The sequence below is a fragment of the Chitinophaga nivalis genome, assembly GCF_025989125.1.
GTDB lineage: Bacteria > Bacteroidota > Bacteroidia > Chitinophagales > Chitinophagaceae > Chitinophaga > Chitinophaga nivalis.
In genome coordinates, this window is record NZ_JAPDNR010000001.1 from 5974419 (window position 1) to 5993582 (window position 19164).

At 49.4% G+C, this 19164-nt stretch carries 11 protein-coding genes; 2 read left to right on the forward strand and 9 right to left on the reverse strand.

Features of this window, described 5'->3' with window-relative positions; genetic code table 11:
• Positions 1 to 184 precede the first annotated feature (184 nt).
• A complete protein-coding gene (locus tag OL444_RS22470; protein ID WP_264729599.1) occupies positions 185 to 997 on the forward strand; it encodes an AraC family transcriptional regulator in 813 nt (270 codons plus the stop codon).
• 229 nt (positions 998 to 1226) lie between these two features.
• Positions 1227 to 1619, forward strand: coding sequence for a DoxX family protein (locus tag OL444_RS22475; protein ID WP_264729598.1), 393 nt, complete (start codon positions 1227 to 1229; stop codon positions 1617 to 1619).
• Positions 1620 to 1731: 112 nt separating this feature from the next.
• Here the strand turns inward: OL444_RS22475 and OL444_RS22480 are convergent, their stop codons facing one another.
• The 9 genes from OL444_RS22480 to OL444_RS22520 form a co-directional block, all read right to left on the reverse strand.
• On the reverse strand, positions 1732 to 2196 hold the full coding sequence (locus OL444_RS22480; protein ID WP_264729597.1) for a hypothetical protein: 465 nt from the start codon (positions 2194 to 2196) through the stop codon (positions 1732 to 1734).
• A 198-nt stretch (positions 2197 to 2394) separates the two neighbouring features.
• Positions 2395 to 3378 carry a hypothetical protein gene (locus OL444_RS22485; protein WP_264729596.1) on the reverse strand — a complete coding sequence of 328 codons (984 nt, stop codon included), beginning with the start codon at positions 3376 to 3378 and terminating at the stop codon, positions 2395 to 2397.
• A gap of 137 nt (positions 3379 to 3515) precedes the next feature.
• Positions 3516 to 4970: an acyl-CoA dehydrogenase family protein gene (locus OL444_RS22490; protein WP_264729595.1), complete on the reverse strand. Its 1455-nt coding sequence runs from the start codon at positions 4968 to 4970 to the stop codon at positions 3516 to 3518.
• 37 nt (positions 4971 to 5007) lie between these two features.
• Complete coding sequence (locus OL444_RS22495; RefSeq protein ID WP_264729594.1) at positions 5008 to 6009, reverse strand: beta-ketoacyl-ACP synthase III; 1002 nt, start codon at positions 6007 to 6009, stop codon at positions 5008 to 5010.
• 20 nt (positions 6010 to 6029) lie between these two features.
• The gene (locus tag OL444_RS22500) at positions 6030 to 7406 is read right to left on the reverse strand and encodes a hypothetical protein (RefSeq protein ID WP_264729593.1); all 1377 of its coding nucleotides are present in this window, start codon (positions 7404 to 7406) and stop codon (positions 6030 to 6032) included.
• A gap of 31 nt (positions 7407 to 7437) precedes the next feature.
• Complete coding sequence (locus tag OL444_RS22505) at positions 7438 to 14877, reverse strand: SDR family NAD(P)-dependent oxidoreductase (protein ID WP_264729592.1); 7440 nt, start codon at positions 14875 to 14877, stop codon at positions 7438 to 7440.
• Between the two features lie 81 nt (positions 14878 to 14958).
• Positions 14959 to 15237, reverse strand: coding sequence for a DUF5952 family protein (locus OL444_RS22510; RefSeq protein ID WP_264729591.1), 279 nt, complete (start codon positions 15235 to 15237; stop codon positions 14959 to 14961).
• Positions 15238 to 15249: 12 nt separating this feature from the next.
• The gene (fabD, locus tag OL444_RS22515) at positions 15250 to 17511 is read right to left on the reverse strand and encodes an ACP S-malonyltransferase (protein ID WP_264729590.1); all 2262 of its coding nucleotides are present in this window, start codon (positions 17509 to 17511) and stop codon (positions 15250 to 15252) included.
• Between the two features lie 418 nt (positions 17512 to 17929).
• Positions 17930 to 18919 (reverse strand): helix-turn-helix transcriptional regulator, encoded by a 990-nt coding sequence (locus OL444_RS22520; protein WP_264729589.1) that lies wholly within the window; start codon positions 18917 to 18919, stop codon positions 17930 to 17932.
• Positions 18920 to 19164 lie beyond the last annotated feature (245 nt).

The window sequence follows — 19164 nt, forward strand, 5'->3', positions numbered from 1 at the left end:
CCGGCAACATGATGGCTGGAACCGGCAGATAACTGTCAGGACTATACGAAATAATACCGCTCCTCCTTTTTATCTGACCACCTGTATTTCCGCGTATAATGTTGCCGGCTTTAAGGCTGCAGCATCAAAAACAGGATTTTTTATTTATTATTGTCTTCATAAACGATCATCATCTGAAACTGATATGCCTCGTGTACCAGACATAAGACCCATTTTCAAACCCATACAACCTACAGTAAAACATACTGCCGGACAGGCTACCTATACAGAGCTGCTTCCGGCAATGCCGCTGGCGCCCTACATTTATTGCTACTGGCAGCTGACCGCCGATCCAACGTTGCAGCAGCCTTATGACTACCAGGTGGTCGCAGATGGCTGCATGGATATTTTCTTCGACCGCAGCGATCCCACCGCTTTGTACATCATGGGATTCTCCAGTGCCTGCACCACTTTCCGGCTTACGCATGCCTTCGACTATGTGGGTATTCGTTTTTTACCAGCCGCATTTCCCTTGCTGTTTAAGGTGTCAGCAGGCGAACTGACCAACCGTTTCGAAGCACTGGATCAGGTGCATCCGTTACTGGCGAAAGGCCTTTGCCAGCTTACCGGCCATACCGCGCCATTGGCAACACTGACCGCCTCGTTTGACCAATACTTCGGACAGCTACTCGCACATACGCCGCTTCAACCGGATTACCGGTTATTCAATGCCATTGATCTCATGCTGACAGCACCAGCCAACCTGCCTATAGAACAGGGACTGGATACCGGTATCAGCCCCCGGCAATTACGACGTCTGTTTGATTTTTACATTGGCGATACCCCGAAAGCATTCAGTAAAGTAGTACGTTTTCAGAAAGCACTCCGTGATAGTTCGCTGATCAATAGTACTACCCGGCATAATTTCTTCTATGACGCCGGTTACTACGACCAGGCGCATTTTATAAAAGAATTCAAACGCATGTATGGCCGCACACCTGCCCTCGCCCTTAAATAGGTAGTAACGCTCCCTGATTACAACTACGTATATACCTTACAGATAGTTCCGGCATTTTCCTTTTTCATGCCGTTGATCAATTGTGGTAAAAATTGCCGCATATGCCCCCTTAGATTGTCGTGTTCACATAATCATCGTACGCAGGAATCCTTGTAAGTTTGCATCAACAAATCAATCAACAAAAAAACTGTCACCCATCAACCCTTATTCAACAAGTAAAACCACAAACATGACCACAATTAAATCTACTTCCATCGTTATGCGCAGAACAGGTCTGATCCTCTATATTTTATGTATTCTTTTCCTGTTGCCGGATGCCATTATGAAAATTGTAAAAGCAGGTCCTTCTATCAAAGGCAGCGTGGAGCTGGGATGGCCGGAACACCTGGTACCAGCCATTGGTATCATACTACTGATTGCCACTATTCTGTATGCCATTCCACGTACTGCTATCCTGGGGGCTATTCTCCTGACCGGCTACCTGGGCGGTGCTTACGCCATTATGTTGCGCATCGGTGCCCCGGCTTATTTCCCGATTATTTTCGGGGTACTGGTATGGGCAGCACTCTTCTTACAGGATGAACGTTTGCGTGCCCTTATTCCTTTCAGCAAAAAAGCATAAACTATTCTTTTCCGCCTGCTCCCTGCGACTTAGTGGCCGCAGGGAGCAGGTCATTTTAGCACCGCAATATGTTTAATTGATTTCTTAAGTAATAGCGATACTTCCAGGCATTTCATTCGTAGGCTGTTTTGAACTCCAATCCGGCAGGCAGTAACAAGTTTCCTTTGTGGTAAAGATCAATGAAGAGGGTAATTGTGTCTTTTGTGACAGAAGTGAGATAAACATATTTATCCAGCAATCCCGGTTTGCTGTCGATAGGCACTTCGGTATACCGGTCACGAATATTGCTGACCAGTTTGGGTATATGCGGATCAGCCACTGTTTTTCGAAACAACGGCAGCAGGTACTGCTGATCGGCAGTCCGGAGGCCGGATAAAAACTGCTGCGCATACACGGCACTTTTAGCCGGTGTTCCCATTTTTAATTTCAGGGGATGATCAGCAGTATAACCATAGGTACTGTCCGGCGATGCCGGCAATGCCGCGAAGTCCCTTTGTCCGGAGACGTGGTTTGTCCATAATAATCCTGCTATTGTCAGCAGTATACACGGTGAAAGAACCCTATTTTTTTTCATCATGGCAGATAACACCTTTAATGGTTACGGGCGAACAATTCAAGAGTCAGGAGGCATAAAAGCGGATACCGGTATGCAGCTACCGGTTGCTTTGCATAAGCTGGCGATAATAATATTACAAAATATAAAAGACAACCTCAAACATCTGTCATGATATTTAAGATCGTCTTTTATATTTTTTATACAAGATTACTTTGTGGATTATATCTTCCCGAAAATGCCGATCATCTCTCCGTTACTCACCTGCTTAACAGCACCGGTATTCCGGTTATACAATTTACAGGTAAAAGTCATTTTAACTTTTATATAATAAGTACCAACAAAATTCGGCATATCCGTTACGCTGACTATGCGGAAGGTGCTACCCGTCTGATCACCAGAACCGGATTCCGTATCCCATTCTTCTCCTTCCGCATCCAGCCAACCCATGCTTACACCATCGCCATCGCGAAAATCTTTCCGGATGGTATACGTGCCCGGTGCAAAGAAAGCACGAAATTCTGCGTTGGTAGCGTATACATAACGATGCATGATCCCTTTCGTGACACCAAAACCAGTGGTGCCTTTCGGTGCAGCTTCCCCACCGCTGGTGTTATAATTTATACCGGCAGATATGGTTACATCATCTACCCCACCCAGTCCGGAGCCGGCTTCATAATTATTATCTTCCGTCACGTCCTGCTGATAAGTTTTGCCATCGATCACAATTTTATAGTAACAGTCGGACAATACCTCTTCTTCCCCATTGGTAACGTTAACGAGTACACTACAAGATGTACTGCCGGCTTTCAGCAGATAGGCATGCGTACCGCCACGTGTGGGTAATCCACTGGCCTGCAATACAACGCTTTGCACACCGGTAGCAGTAAATACACCGGTACCTGTAAACAACATCCCATTCACCACATTCGTCAGTATACCCCAGTTACCTTTCTTCGCCACATTCACGGTTACCTTGATCAAAGCACCGGCAGGCACAGCTTTTCCGGCTTCAAACACACCACTCACCGTTGCATCGGAGCAATGATTGCTGGTAGGTACAAATGTAAACTCAGCGAGGGCGCCGGTGGGATCGGGAGATCCGGTAACCGGTTCTGTCGTAGGTTCATAGGACATTTCTTTACTGCAGCCGGCCATCATCACACATAACAACAGCCATACGATACATCTGGAATAACGGAACATTATTTCTCTTTAATCAGGTAAGCGATAAATTTCCCGGCCTGCATCCTGCCGGATGCAAGCGGCGCGCAAATATAGTCAATAAAAAAAGAGAAATGCTGCCGGATAGCTATCTGCTGATGCCGGCAATTGTTATGCTATTATGCCGGTACTTCTTGTTTGATGGTGATGGCGGAGGCCACAGACCAATTCAACAACAACGCGGCGATCTCCTGTTTACAATACGTGGTAGCAGCTATAACAGCTGTTGTTTCCAACGGAATGGTATGCTTAAAACGTTTGATCACCACAATGGCGAAAAGTCTCGCCAGTATTCTGCCACATATCACCATGGCCGTATTGCTTTTGGGCACATCCGGTATCGGGCCGCTTTCTTCCAGCACAGCTGCGACACTACTCACCGGTGCATAATTTTCTACCAGCTGCAGCAAATCGGTCGCCGCATCTGCCCCCGGAGCTGTCAGGCAATAATGGGTGAGTAAGGCATACAACATATCATTTGAGCCACCGAATATGGCAAAGCCTTTGGCATCCTGCACCGCCTGCGCAGAAAAATTGCTTTCTGCCTGATAACGGCAACCATCTCCGCCACAAAGTTCCTGGTAGTGTAACGCGCCGGCGATCATACTATCTGCCGCCAGCACCTTCATGACCTGCCAGGGGAAAAGATCGGAAGGGGCCTGGGTATTGATTTCCGTATCCTGCAGCAGATAGGCCAGCAATGCCCGGCAAACATCTCTGCAGGCGGCAATCAGCCCGAGGCGATACCGTACATGTTCCACCTCCAGTAAGTAGCCGGCAGGCACCTTTCTATTGGCTGCATAGCGGAATGCTTCTTCGTATATACGGGTTAAGAAGCCGGCGCCCATGGCCGTCCATTGCCCCCAGGAAGGACTTGTCAGCAAAAAGATGGCATTAAACGACATCTGTTCCAGTTCCAGCTTCCGGTATGCGGGTACAAAAAGATCCAGTTCGTTCACGCCGTAGTCCATCAGGGTAATACCGATCGGCACATATTTTACTGTGGTTGTAAAACCACCTGCTGCTCTTTTATGAATAAAAAAGCTCACTTTATCTCCGGCTGCTCCACCTGCCTTATCTTTCGCGGCAATCAGCCACCAATGAGCCGCACCACTGAACCCCTGCCAGTGTTTACTTCCTGTAATCCGGTAACCGTCGTCTTCCTGTTCAAAAAAAGTACGCATGGTCACCGAGCCACTACCCACTCCCGGTTCAATGACGGCAAAGCCTCCCATCCGGCCATGTGGCAGCAGATCCGCCAATACTTCTTCCCGTGTGGTCACGTTGGCATACAACATCACATTACGTAGAAAAAGTAAGGTAGGAATATTCATGCTCATTGCCAGGCCCAGGTTATGATAGGCGGCTTTTTCCAGCAACAGGGAAATTTCTGCAAAATTTTCCCGCCCGCCGTGAGCTGCCGGAATAACGGGCAGGTACATACCCGTATCCACCAGCTGTTTCCATACTTCTTCCGGCAGATGCCCTTCCGGGCGTTCCTTATAATCGAAGGCCAACAGTATATCACTGAACTGTGCAAGAAATGTTTCGGTATCCGGATTTGATTGCTGCATCGTATTGTATTTGGAGATGAAGAATACGTATGATGGATTAATCAGCGCTGTCATAAGCCCATACCACATGCATGGCACCCCAGGTAAAACCCGCTCCGAATGCTACCAGCAACAGGTTATCTCCTTTTTGCAGGGTATCTTCATAATCCCACAGGCACAATGGAATGGTGCCGGCGGTGGTGTTACCGTAGCGTTCTATATTAAACATGGTTTTCTCCAGCGGAAAGTCCAGTTCTGCCGCCGTAGCGCTAACGATACGTTTATTGGCCTGATGCGGCACCAGCCACCGGATATCTTCCGCCGTCAGCCGGTTCCGTTGCAGGATCTCCGCAATAATTTCAGACAGGTGCTGTACCGCCGCACTAAAGATGGCCTTGCCATTCATGCGCATAAAGTGTTCGCGGTTCTGTACTGTTTCTTCCGTAGCCGGCCAGGCGGATCCGCCGGCCTTGATAAAGAGATGTTCACCACCGTTACCATCTGTTTTCAGCAAGGTATCGTTGATACCCAGGCCGGTTGTATCCGGCTCCAGCAATACCCCTCCGCCTCCATCACCAAAAACAGCGGCTGTTACTCTTTCTTTATAATCTACCAGACAACTCATTTTATCCGCGCCAATGACCATTACTTTTTTGTACCGGCCGTTTTCTATAAAACTGGCGCCTACCTGTAAGCCTATCAGAAAACCGGCGCAAGCGCCATTCAGGTCTATTCCCCAGGCATTCACGGCGCCAATGTCGCGCGCTACAATACTGGCAGTATTGGGTGTAATCATATCCGGTGTGGAGGTCGCAATAATCAGTATTTCTATTTCTTCCGGAGAAATACCGCGCTTATGACAAATCTCCATCGCCGTATAGTTACAAATCAGCGAAGTACCTTGTCCGGGGCCTTTCAGGATCCGTCTTTCCCTCACACCCAGGTGTTCCCGGATCCAGGTATCCGTAATGTCCAGCATGTTTTCCAACTGATAGTTGGTCAGTACGTCCGGCGGAACATAACCACCCACACCGGTGATAGCAGCAGTAATTCTTTCCATAATCTTCCTGTTACAATTGGTTACAGGATCACCAGGTCAATAACAACCGTGACATTGGGATCCTGCTGAGATACGTTTACACTGACCCGGCTGATAAACCGGAATTTCTTTTTACTGATTTTCATGACCCGTGTATGAGCGGTTACTACGGTATTAATCGGTATTACTTCCATCGCACTGATATCTGCCGTATCGGTTACGATACGGATATCTGCTGCTGCTTCCAGTCCCAATAACCATTTGCGGGCATCCTTTATCAGGTTGTATAATAAAAATACAGCCGGTACAAAAGGGTACTCGGGGAAATGGCCCAGACAGTGTGCACTGGTAAAAGGTCCGATTAAGCAACGATAAGTATTGGCTTCCTCCACCGGTAGCCAGGTACTTTCCGGTAAAAGCGGATCATATACCAGGCTATCTGTCACCTCCTGTTTCAGGTGCCCAAACCATTTTTTAAAAAAATCATCACTTAACACGCTATAGCCAAAGAAAATATTGTAGACCGGAGCGCCGGCAGTATTGAAAATCCGGATCAGGTCCTGCGACCGTTTATTGGCGGCAATGTGTTCTACTACCGCGTATAACTTTCCTTCCGGCAGCTGACTGCACCGACTGATACTCAGTTGATGTCCGACCAGGTATTGTGGCGCTGTAGGGTGGTAAATACGGTTATAATTCCAGGCCGTGAGCCCGGCGCATATATGTAGTAAATCAGTCAGTTTTTCGTCTTCATATAAAGTGGCATCCCCTATCGATGCCCGCAGGGTGTTGCCCCATATTTCTATTTCACCGGCCGGCAGTCTCAGGAAAGGCGGTTTCATGGCAATGTGCGTAGTATGATCTGCCGGTTGCTCCAGGGGATAAACATCTTCCGTAATCCGGAGTGCGTGGAGATCCGCTTCGTCTGCTACAGGCACCAACGTTACCTGACAGGTGGTCCCCAGTTCTTCCCGGATAGCGGTGGCCAGGGTCAGAATTTCTGTTGCCGTAAAAATAACCGTTGCCATTTCACCGGCGCTATTTCCGATCGCATCGCTGGCAGGATGCAGCAACAGACTTACCGCATCAGGCGCCACTACCTCTACACCAATCCTGTTTCCGCAGTGTAATGCTTCCAGCACTGTCAGCAGTATTTCCAGTATCAGCGGCGCCCCTGTCCGGGATGGAGGTTGCACCATTACCAGGTATTTTGTATAGCGTTTAGCCATTTCCGTGAGTACGCCTGTACAAAGTGTTTCACTGAACTGTTTTCCTTTCAGCAGAAAAGCAGTAGACTGCATAATGTGGTACATCCCTGCAGTTGTCACCTTTGGAGACGACAGGTTCCCCCGGTCTGCAAATAATTGTTGCAGCAATGTTTCGGGGAATTGAGAATCAGTTAACAGTTTATTATTCATAACAAACAGTATTATAGTAAACCGGATGACGTCATAATTGAGCCGTAGCCGCCGACGATGTAAAGGCTCCGGGATAATGTGCGAGCAGATAACCCGCCAGCTGATCGATATCCGGATAATTGAAAAATACCGTTGGTGTCAGCTGCAGCTGATATTTTTCATTCAACTGGTCTGCAAACTGTGTAAAACGAATCGAGTCAAATCCATAATCCTCCAGGCTAACGCCTGCATCCAGTTCATGGGTAGCAATACCCAGCATACCGGCTACTTCTTTCGTCAATAATTGTATCAACGCCGGGAGTGTAACGGACGACCGGGAGGCGGGTTCCCGCAAGCCGGCGCCGGGCGTTGCCGGGGCTTCCTGCCGGACAGGGGTGCTTATTTCCGGTTGCGGATAACAATATTCTTTTGCAAACGGATAAGCCGGTAAACTAATCCGTTGTTGTTTTCCGGTATACAACGCCTGCCAGTCTGCCTGTCCTTCTTTTACCCAATGCGCTGCCAGCCCTTCCAGGTCATTCGTTGCGCCGGCAGCCACAGTAGCAGCCGATTTTGCCCGACGACCAGGAGACAATACCGATTCTCCGGTGTGGATGCCAGCCGCGCTATCTCCGACCATCAGCCAGGTAGTGAATTTTTCTTTCAGCATCGCCAGGCTATTCACACAAACGGCTATACGTATATCCATGGTGTCCCGGCCTGTTTGCAGGGTATAAGCGATGCTTGTCAGCATGGCATCTGTATACCGGCCACTGTCGATGGCCGCCAGCAACTGTGTCACCTTATCGCGCAGCTGTTCCCGGTTGCGGGCAGACAGTACGATCAATACCGGTGAAGTGCTTACCCGGTAAACCGGCCGTGGATATTCTTCCAGCACCACATGGGCATTAACGCCGCCAAAACCGAAAGAACTCACCCCTGCCCTGGCAGGCAGCGGCAATCCGGTGGCATCGTGTATCGTTTCCCACGGTTTACTTTCCTGTACGATATAGAAGGGACTATCGGTGAGCCGGATATAAGGATTCAGGTACTGGCAGTGAATATTTTTTACGATCTGCCGGTGCTGCAGCTGTAAGAGCACTTTTATGATACCGGCTATACCTGCTGCATACTCCAGGTGTCCAATGCTACTTTTCACAGCGCCGATACCACAGTGTGGTGTCTGCGGCATCGGATATCCGCCAGCAGCATACAATTCCTCAAAAGCGGCTTTCAGCGCATTGATTTCAACAGGATCACCCAGCGCAGTACCGGTACCATGTGCTTCGAGGTAGGTGATCGTACGTGGGTCTATACGGGCACGGGTATACGCTGTTTTCAATACCGCCGCCTGTGCCTTCACATTCGGCGCCGTCAGGGAATTAGCGCGGCCACCATGATTTTCAGCGCCGGCGAGTATAATGCCGTAAATATGATCCCCATCCCGTTCTGCATCGGCCAAACGTTTCAGGCAGATCATGCCGGCGCCTTCACTCCGTACATAACCATTGGCTTTATCGGAGAAGGTTTTGCAACGACCATCTTCACTCAACATGCCCGCTTTGCTGTAGCTGATAAAAAAATCGGTGGATTGTAAAGCATTTACCCCTCCTGCCAATGCCATATCACAGTTGCCATTCCGCAGTGATTCCACAGCACGTAAAACAGCGACCAATCCACTGGAGCAGGCTGTATCTACCGGTTCACTGGGACCATGCAGATCCAGCAGATAACTAATACGGTTAGGTCCGACACTCGCCACCATCGCCGGAGCCGTATATCCTTTTGCTTTAACGCCTATTCTGGCCAGGAAATTACTGTATTCATGTGCACTGACACCGGCAAAAACGGCGGTCTGGCTGCCCGCCAGCGACCGCGGCGCGTAGCCTGCGTCTTCAATGGCTTTCCAGGCTTCCATCATCAACAGCCGTTGCTGCGGATCGATGTAAGCTGCTTCTGCGGGAAACAGGCCAAAAAATTCCGGATCAAATGCATACAGGTCGTCTATAAAACCACCCCACCAGTTTTTATCCTCCTCTCCCTTTACTTTTCTTTCCTGCGGCATCTGTGTAATACAGTCTTTTCCTTCCTGCAGGTTTTTCCAGAACTGGTGTACATCTCCCGCCATCGGCAAATGCGCACTCATACCTATGATCGCCACGGGGACCTCGCCTTCTTCCCATACCCGTTCCCAGGATGGTGTGGCCGTTACTGCCCGGTCAGCCGGTGTATCGATGGGCGTTGTATGTCCATTAACAGTAGCGGGTTGTGCTTCTCCGGCAGACAGATACGCTGCCAATGCGGCCAGTGTTTTATATTTTAAAAACAGCGGTGGTGTAACCTTTTTTGTATGTATATTATTCAGTTCATCTGCAAACTGGCCATACAAAATAGAATCAAAGCCATAATCATGAAGCGCTACATCGGGCGCCATCTCTCCGGCCGGAATCTCCAGCAACCGGGCAGCATGGTTGGTCAACTGCTGCAGGAGCGTATCAGACGGGTGCTGTTTAACAGGCGACACCTTTTCTGTTCGTATATCCGCCGGCGTGCCCCTATCCGTTGCCGCCGCTGCATGTACACCGTTACTCCGCAGATAATTGGCTATGGCTGCCAGTGTATTATATTCAAAAAATAACGGTGGTGTGATTTGCTGACCATACGCTTTACTCAGCTCTTCCGCCAGTTGGGTATACAAAATAGAATCAAAGCCGTAATCATCCAGGATCACCTGCGACTCTATATTCTCCGCCGGGATGGCCAGCAGCCGGGCGGCATATGCCGTCAGCTCCTCCAGCAGCGTATCGGACAGGCTTTCTTTTACCGGTGGTGGTGCTGTTCGTGTAGCCATCGGTATGATGGTGTCGTTTGTCACGGCATTTGTGCCAGCTCCCTGCAGGTAACCGGCAATGGCAGCCAGCGTATTATATTCAAAAAATAACGGTGGCGTGATTTGCCGGTCATAAGTTTTGCTCAGCTCTTCCGCCAGTTGGGTATACAAAATGGAATCAAAGCCGTAATCATCCAGGACTACCTGCGGTTCTATATTCTCTGCCGGGATGGCCAGCAACCGGGCGGCATGCGCCGTCAGTGCCTGCAGGAGCGTATCGGACGGCACTTCTTTTACCGGTGGTACTTCGGCTGTTCGTATAGCCATTGGTGTGATGGTGTCGTTTGTCACGGCATTTGTGCCAGCTCCCTGCAGGTAACCGGCAATGGCAGCCAGCGTATTATATTCAAAAAATAATGGTGGCGTGATTTGCCGGTCATACGTTTTGCTCAGCTCTTCCGCCAGTTGGGTATACAAAATGGAATCAAAGCCGTAATCATCCAGGACTACCTGCGGTTCTATATTCTCTGCCGGGATGGCCAGCAGCCGGGCGGCATGCGCCGTGAGTTCCTGCAGGAGCGTATCAGGCTGGCTGTCATTAACAGGTGCCGTTTGTGCTGTTCGTGTATCCGTTGCCATTATAGTGTCGTTTTTTGACGCCAGTACGGGTTGCAGGATGGTTTGCTGTAGTTTGTCCGTATCGCCTGCCAGCACGAGTACCTGGCTCACCGGATATGCCATGGCCGCGTACAGGACTGTCATAGCTGCTCTCGTATCAATGGCCTTCAATCCGGTTTTGTCGTACAGCTGTTTTTGTACCACCGGCGCCATGTTCATGCCTCCCTCTTCCCATAATGGCCAGTCCAGTGAAATAGTAGTTCCCTGCCGCCGGCCGTTTTTCACCTCGTAGTTCCGCCAACCTGCAAAGGCATCCATAAATGCATTTGCAGCCGCATAATCCGCTTGTCCTGCATTTCCGAGCGCACCGGTAAAGGAAGCACACAACAGCACAAAATCAAGCTTAAAATGGGCACTGGCGGTATCTATGTGCAGCAGTCCCCGTACTTTGGGCGCCAGCACCGCCTCCAGCTCCGCCGGCGTTTTTTTAATGAGATAATTATCCTGTAACAATCCTGCCGCATGCAGTATACCATCGAGCCGGCCATAAGTAGTGTTGATCCACTCCATCAGGGCGGTAACAGCAGCTGCGTTGCTGACATCCGTTTGCCGGTATACGATCCGGGCGCCGGCGGCTGCGAGCCGGTTAACCTCTTCTGCCGGCACTGCACTGCGTCCTGTGAGAATAACCGTAGCCGTAGCTGCCGCACGGGTAATTTCATGGGCAAACAACCGACCCAGTGCGCCACTACCACCGGTAATCAGGTATATCCCTTCTGCCTTCCACGGCACTACCGGCGTGGCTGCAGGTGAGATGATCTCCCACTTCCTGATCTGCCAGCCGTTGTCCGCAGCGCGGAAACAACCTGGCTTTCCTACATCCCTGGCTGCCTGCAGCAGCCGGGCCATGCTGCCGATAGCAGGGACCCTTTCCATGCCCAGCAACTGCACTGTCAGCCAGGGATATTCTATAGCAGCCGTATCCAGCATACCAGACAGCCCCCATAAAAACGGCTGCGCTTCCGGTACCGGTATCACGACCTGTAATAAGGTATTGCCTTCCGGCTTTTCTTTTATCAGTTGTTGCAGACATGCCAACAGGCGGTTGGCATACACACCAAATATTTCCGCAGGGGCCAGCGCCGCCGTGGTGAGTGTAAATACTTCCCAACGCGGCCACAGCTGCTGTATCTCCGCTACATAGGCGGGGCTGTCTGCCGCCAGCAACAATGCCTCCCGGACATACTGCCGTTCGGCCGGCACCGTTACTATAGCCGGCACCCACGCCGGTTGTAACAGCAAAGTATTGGCCTGTGGCGTCACGGGCGCTTTTGCCGGTTTCACCTGACGGGCCGTAAAACCGATGAGCTGCATACATACTTCCCCCTTGTCATCATAGTAGATGATATCTGCCCGATAACGGTTCTGAGAGAAATCTGCCGTTTTATTTTTACGGACAACCAGGCGGGAAGGTTCCCGCCGGTTGTGGATATATAAGCCATCCAGTGCGAAAGGCAGGAACATGTTATCACTCAAACCCTGCGTATTCCGCACCCCTGCAAACAAGGTAACAGCGGCTTGTAAAGCTGCATCCAGGATACCCGGATGCCATGTAAATGCCGTTAATTTTGTGGCGGCATCTCCTGGTCGCGCCAGTGTTGCCCACACAGTATCATCCTGTACATATAATGTGGTAATGGCACGAAAAGCCGGGCCGTAGGCAAATCCGGCCTGTTCCATCTGCTGATAAAAAGTGTCACCGGCGATCACTTCCGCGGCTGGTGGTATGGCCGTAACGCCCGGCGTCACGACTTCCTTGCTACCCGCCAGCACCGTTCCCTGCGCTACTATATTCTGTGCCTGCTGTGAACCGGTAAAAAAGCTAACATTCACGGCGGTATGGCTACCTGACAGCTCCACAAACAACTCCTGTGGTGTACCATCGGGTTGAAAAGGTTGTATCCAAACTATATTTTCCAGGTATACCGGCGCTGTTGGCGATGCCTCCCATGCTTTCACCGCTGCTTCCCGGGCCATCTCCAGGTACACCACACCGGGGAAAATGATTTTCCCGCCAATCACATGATCCCGTAGAAAAACTTCTTCTCCACTGAATGATCCGCTGTAGCATTGCGGAGCAAAGGCCGACAGATTACGCCGGATCAGATGCGGCATGGCAGAAGCCACAGGTGTTTCCGTGGTGATCCAATGCCGTTCCCTGGCAAACGGATATACGGGCAAGGCTATACGTTTTGCTTCCTTTCCGGAAAATAGTTGCTCCCACCGGAACATTTCTCCCCGCACATATCTTTCTCCCAACAGGAGCAACTCTCCTTTGAAGTAACCATTTCCCTCGTGCTCCAGGGTAAAACCACTGGTATCTTCTGTGGCAGCTACAGTCTGGTAGTCTGCCACCCCTTTTATAAAGTCTGCTGCCGTACCGTTTTCCAGGTAAGCAGCCAGTATCGTTTTCAGGTTATCAGTATCCGTTGCGATCACCAACGCCCGATGCGCAAAATGCTCTCTTCCGGCAGCCAGGGTAAAGGCAATATCACGCAGGGATACCTGCGGTGGCATCTCCTGCAGCCATCCGTACAAATCCCGGATACGTTGTTCGAGGGCAATAGTTGTTTTGGCAGAAAGGCATACCGGGTAACAGGACAACGTACCACCGGCTACCGGTAATACTGCCGGCGCTTCTTCCACGATGACATGACTATTCGTACCGCCGAAGCCGAATGAACTCACACCAGCCCGCCGCGGCAACGGTTCCCCCTGTGCATCCACCAGCGCTTTCCATTCCTGTGTACCTGCTACTACAAAGAAAGGGCTGCCACTGGTATCGATGGCAGGATTCAGCTGATGAAAATTTGGTTGTCCCGGTAACTTGCCATGCTGTAATGCCAGCAATACTTTTATCACGCCCGCCACTCCTGCCGCTGATTCCAGGTGGCCAATATTGGCTTTCACAGATCCGAGCGCGCAGCTATCCGGTGATAGTGGCTGTCCGGCGGTAGCCGTAAATGCTTTCACCAATCCACGGTACTCAATAGGATCGCCCTTGGGTGTTCCTGTGCCATGGGCTTCTACATAGTTAATGGTATCTGCAGCAATACCTGCCCGCAAAATTGCCTGACTGATTACTGCTGCCTGCGCCGCTTCACCCGGATAGGTAAGCGTGTGATTTTTACCACCATGATTCACCGCACTTCCCTTGAGAATGCCATAAATATGATCTCCATCTGCCAGGGCCTGCGACAAGGTTTTGAGCAACAGTACACCGGCGCCTTCACTCCTCGCATACCCATCGGCATCCTGATCAAAAGATTTGCTGGTACCCGTTGGTGATAACATCCCGGTTTTGGAAAAAGAAATATGACGGGTGGGTGTTAACAGCAGACTGATACCACCGGCCAGCGCCATCTTACACTCTCCCTGCCGGATGGATTGCATCGCCAGGTGTATCGCATGTAAAGAACTGGAGCAGGCTGTATCTACCGGCACACTGGGACCTGTAAAATTAAAAAAGTACGAAACCCGGTTGGGGATGATCGCTGCAGCTGTTCCGGTGGAATGATGCGCTTCTATCGGAAAGTCTTTTACCCTTTCCTGTAATTCCTTGTAATCAAAATTAAATACGCCCAGGTATACCGCCGTATCACTGCCCGAAAGTGAGGAAGGGCGGATCCCCGCATCTTCCAGGCAAGCCCATGACAGCTCCAGCATAATACGTTGTTGCGGGTCCATGGTGCGGGCTTCTGTACCGGAGATCTTGAAAAAGCCGGCATCAAAACAATCCGCCTGGTCAATCATACCCGCCCATTTACTCCCGCTTGTATTGGCACTGTTCTTCGGATCTCCCCAATAGTTGCGCCAGTCCCATCTTTCCGGCAGTATCTCTCCTACACTGCAAACAGTTTGTTCCAGATTTTTCCAGAACTGTCTGTAATCCGCTGCGCCGGGAAAACGTCCCGCCATTCCTACCACTGCTATATCGTCATTACATGACGGTGCCTGTCCGGCAGTATTAAGTCCAGAGTTCATGATTGAAAAATTTCAGATGTCAGTAATCGGTAATCGGTAACAGGTATTTATATATCCGGCTATAACAAGCCATACCTGCTGCTATTCCACCATTCTGAAAGCAGTTTCCGGTACCCGCCCCTGTATATTGCCGGTTTCATCTACTTCTTCTCCTTTACAGTGCAATAGCTTTAATCCCGGATAACCCGGTAAACAACGTATATCCGTCAGCTGTATCATAACAGATTTATAATGGGTTTCGAACTGATAGGTATCTGCAATCTGTGGCCGCACCGGTACCACCGCCTTTAATCTGTGAGCTACCAGTATGCCCATTTCATTCAACAACTCACAGGAGATCACTAATAAGTACTTTTCCATACACAAGGGGGTTTAAGATGCTTCCGTAAATATTTTTACTCTTTCATGCAATATGTCTGCTGCCCCTTGCATAATCTTCAGGGCAATATCGTCTGCGTGCCTGTTACGCCAGTTTTCCAGTGGTGTTCCTTTCACCCATTGATTAAATGCTCCCAGTGCAGGCCCGCAATGTACCTGGAAGTTTACCCGCTGCTGTTCATCACCCGTTTCTGCGATCTTACCTGAATACCCGAAATACCAGCGGAACAGATAAGCCATCATTTGTTTTGGATTGGCTTTTGCCGCAGCAAATTTCTCCGGCGGATAATATGCCTCACAATCCTGATATACCGCTTCGAAGCTTCGCTGAAAATAACGGGAAGCAATTTGTTCGCGGGTATCTGCATCTATTTCATCGATACTGTTATATTGTTTGTAGAGTTCGTAGAGTTTGTTGGCTCTCCCGGGAAAGAGTACCCCTTTTTTCAATACCTGTACGCGGGCGCCGGTTTCAAACATATCGCCTGCAGGCGCATAGGCCGTATCCTGCACATTGATGTTTTGCAACAGGTCTTTTACCGCATCGCTGGTTGCTGCTTCCACAGTACATTGGTTGATGGAGCCCGTCAGAATAAAATCTGCACCCAGTACGAAGGCGGCCGCTGCTGCCTCCGGTGTACCGATGCCTCCTGCAGCCCCTACGTTGATCCGTTGCCGGTAGCCATGTCTGGTACATAGGTCATCGCGCAGGCGAATCATGGTTGGTAATAAGGTAAAGGCTACGCCCATATCCGTATGGCCGCCGGAATCTGCTTCCACACAAATATCATCTGCCACCGGTATCGCAGTTGCCAGTGCCGCTTCTGCTGCTGTAATTTTTTGCTCCTGCAGCAAGGCGGCTACCAAAGCCGGTGCGGCGGGTCGCAGGAAGTTTTCTGCCACTTCCGGCCGGGACAATTTCGCGATAATACGTACCGGGCTTACTACGGTACCATCCGGCAGCTGCCGCAACCCCGTCAGGCGGAGTCTGACCAATGCCTTACTCACCTGTATATAAGCTGCTGCCTCCACATTCGGTACTTTGTATTGCAACAATACATCCACCATCTCTTCTTCCCGCGGGCTGTTCAGTAGGTTAATGCCATAGGCTTCGCCCTGCTGCAAGGCCTCCTGTATATACCGGATATCGGCGGCAACCTTCACGGGATCTACTCCTCCGGTACCCAGAAACCCCATCATACCAGCTTTGGCCATGCGTATTACCAGCTCTTTGGAAGCAATTCCATGTACCATGGCACCGGATAAATAGGCGTAACGGATCTTATAACGTTGCCGGAATGCTGCCGTTCCCAGGCTGGTCGCCTTTATGACCAGTTCTGCGGCAGGCGTGTGTCCGTTACCGTTAACGGTCTGTTTTGCGGTTGCACCGTTGGTGGCTGTCGTTATTTCCATAGGAGCAGCTGTTATAAAATCATTCAATTTCGTTAATACATTTCCCGGCCCTACTTCTGTAAAGGTGTGTACACCTGCAGACCGGAGAAAGGAAATACTTTCATACCACTTCACCGGATTCGTGAGCTGTTCTACCAGCAACGCAGCAACGTTATGCTGGTCATAGGGCCTTGCCGTTACATTCGCAATGACAGGCCGTTGCAGTGGCTGAAAATGATAGGATGTAAGGAAAGACCGGAACGCTTCCGTAGCAGCGGCCATATACCGGGAATGAAAAGCACCGCTTACATTCAAGGGAAAATACAACCGGGCGCCATTGGCCTGAAAATCGGCCTGTGCAGCCAATACTTCTTCTTTCAGTCCGGATATGACTACCTGTTCGCGTGAATTATAATTAGCAATATCAATATGCCGGTAATCGTATTTATGTAACACCTCCAGTACCTGATCCATGGTTAATCCTACCACAGCAGCCATCCCTCCGTGTTTCACTCCCGACATGATTTCTGCTCTTTTCTTCACCAGCTCCAACCCGGTTTCAAAGGAGAAGGCACCGGCGGCAAATAAAGCCACATACTCTCCCAGACTATGTCCCAGCATGTAATCGGGTGGATTTTCTTCCGCTGTTTTATCCAGGTACATCAAGGCTCCCACTACATACAAGGCAGGCTGTGTATATAGCGTATCATTCAATGACTTATCAGGATCATGCAAACAACGCGTAGCAATGTCATATCCCAGTATGCGTGAAGCAGTAGTACTGAGCTGATCATATGCGGCAAAGAGCGAACCTCCCATGCCTGCGCGCTGAGATCCTTGTCCGGGAAACAAATATGCTTTCATATTAATTCTTAGCCGGTTACTTACTTATAATAGTAACAGTTAGGTATTGCTGGTGTACCCATACAATACTTAATGGTTATTTTCAATGCCCTTTTAATAAGGAATAAAAGCGTGACTATATCTGCAGGATATATAACCCGGATATATATTTATGTATTTATGACTATCAAAATGTGATTAAACGGTAGTAAGCGTTTGTTTGTAAGGAGTAACTGTATTCTGATTAATGATTTATGATTCTTCATTCATCTATCCGTCGGATGGAGGTTCGAGGCAAACAGGGAACAATTTCCTGATTATGCATACTGTTCATTTGCTATCCGGGGTTTAAACTTTCCAACCTTGACGGTAAAGTTAAAGATCAAATCAACAGCTTTATTTTTTTCTTATATCCTGATCGGGTGATTTTTTTGCCTGATCAGGTGATTTTTTTTCTTACACTACCGGGTGTTATCCCAAAGTATTTACAGAAAGTACTGTTGAACCGGGATGCGCTGCTGTATCCTACTTCTTTTCCGATCACTGCCACCTTCACTTCCGTATGTTTTAGCAAGTACATCGCTTTCTTCATTCTTGTATCGGTGAGTAAGGTGGTAAAGGAAGTATCTCCCAGGCGGCAGATTTTTTTTAACCGGTATTCACTGATGCTAAATGCTTTCAGTATGTTCTCTGCCGTGATATGTTTGTGCAGATTTTTTTCCAGATATCCTGTTATCTGCTGCAGTAACAGCATATCCTCCTGATTTTGATCAGCGGGTATGGTACCGGTGGCCTGCAGCAAGGTTTTATTGAATTCAAATAACAATTCCCGCACCTTGATATGCATATAAGCAGGAACAATACTTTCCGGTTCTCTGCAATACAAAATCTGCTGCAGACAAAGCTTACAATCGGAAGTAATCGGATAGGTAAAATCGAGGATGGTCTGTTCACCTTTTTCTTGAGGCTGTAACATATTGGCCACCAGCAAAGGGAAATACCGGCTTAGATCGGGCAACCACCAATGATCAGTCCAAAGCAGTATCATCAGGTATTCACCTGGTTCTACAGCACAGTTAAAATCCCGTGGCGGTAATCCCACCAGGCTAACCATACCGGCTTTATTTTCTACTGCCGGCAACACACTCCATACCGGCGTTTCTGTAGCTTTCAGGATGTAATTAAACAGCCATCCTTTCCGATCGGTATGACACTGTAAAGTAATGGCGGTTGTTGTTTCCAGCTGTACAATCATCAACCGGAACCGCAGTTCCGTCAATTCCTGTACACGTATCATGCAGCCACGTTCCTTTATCAGCCATCCGTCCGGCAATGGCCATGTCTGTCGTAATATTTCCGGATCAGTAATCTCCTGCTTGAATATTACTGTAGCACCGGGAACATACGTTTGGGGAATGATAAAATACATATATCTTTTTCAATAGCCAGCGCGCAGTACCACCCTGTTACTATTGATATTACTGTCTCACGCTGTATATAATCATAATGCTGTCAGCCCATAAAAGATGGTACCGGGCGGGTATGCAATACTGTAGAATCGCTGCAGGATGAGGATGCAAATGCCCTCGTCCTGAGGGAACTTAATACAGCAGGCTGTGGAGGAACTGCACGTCAGATTAATTACCCAGGTACAAAAATCTTCAATGGTCATTT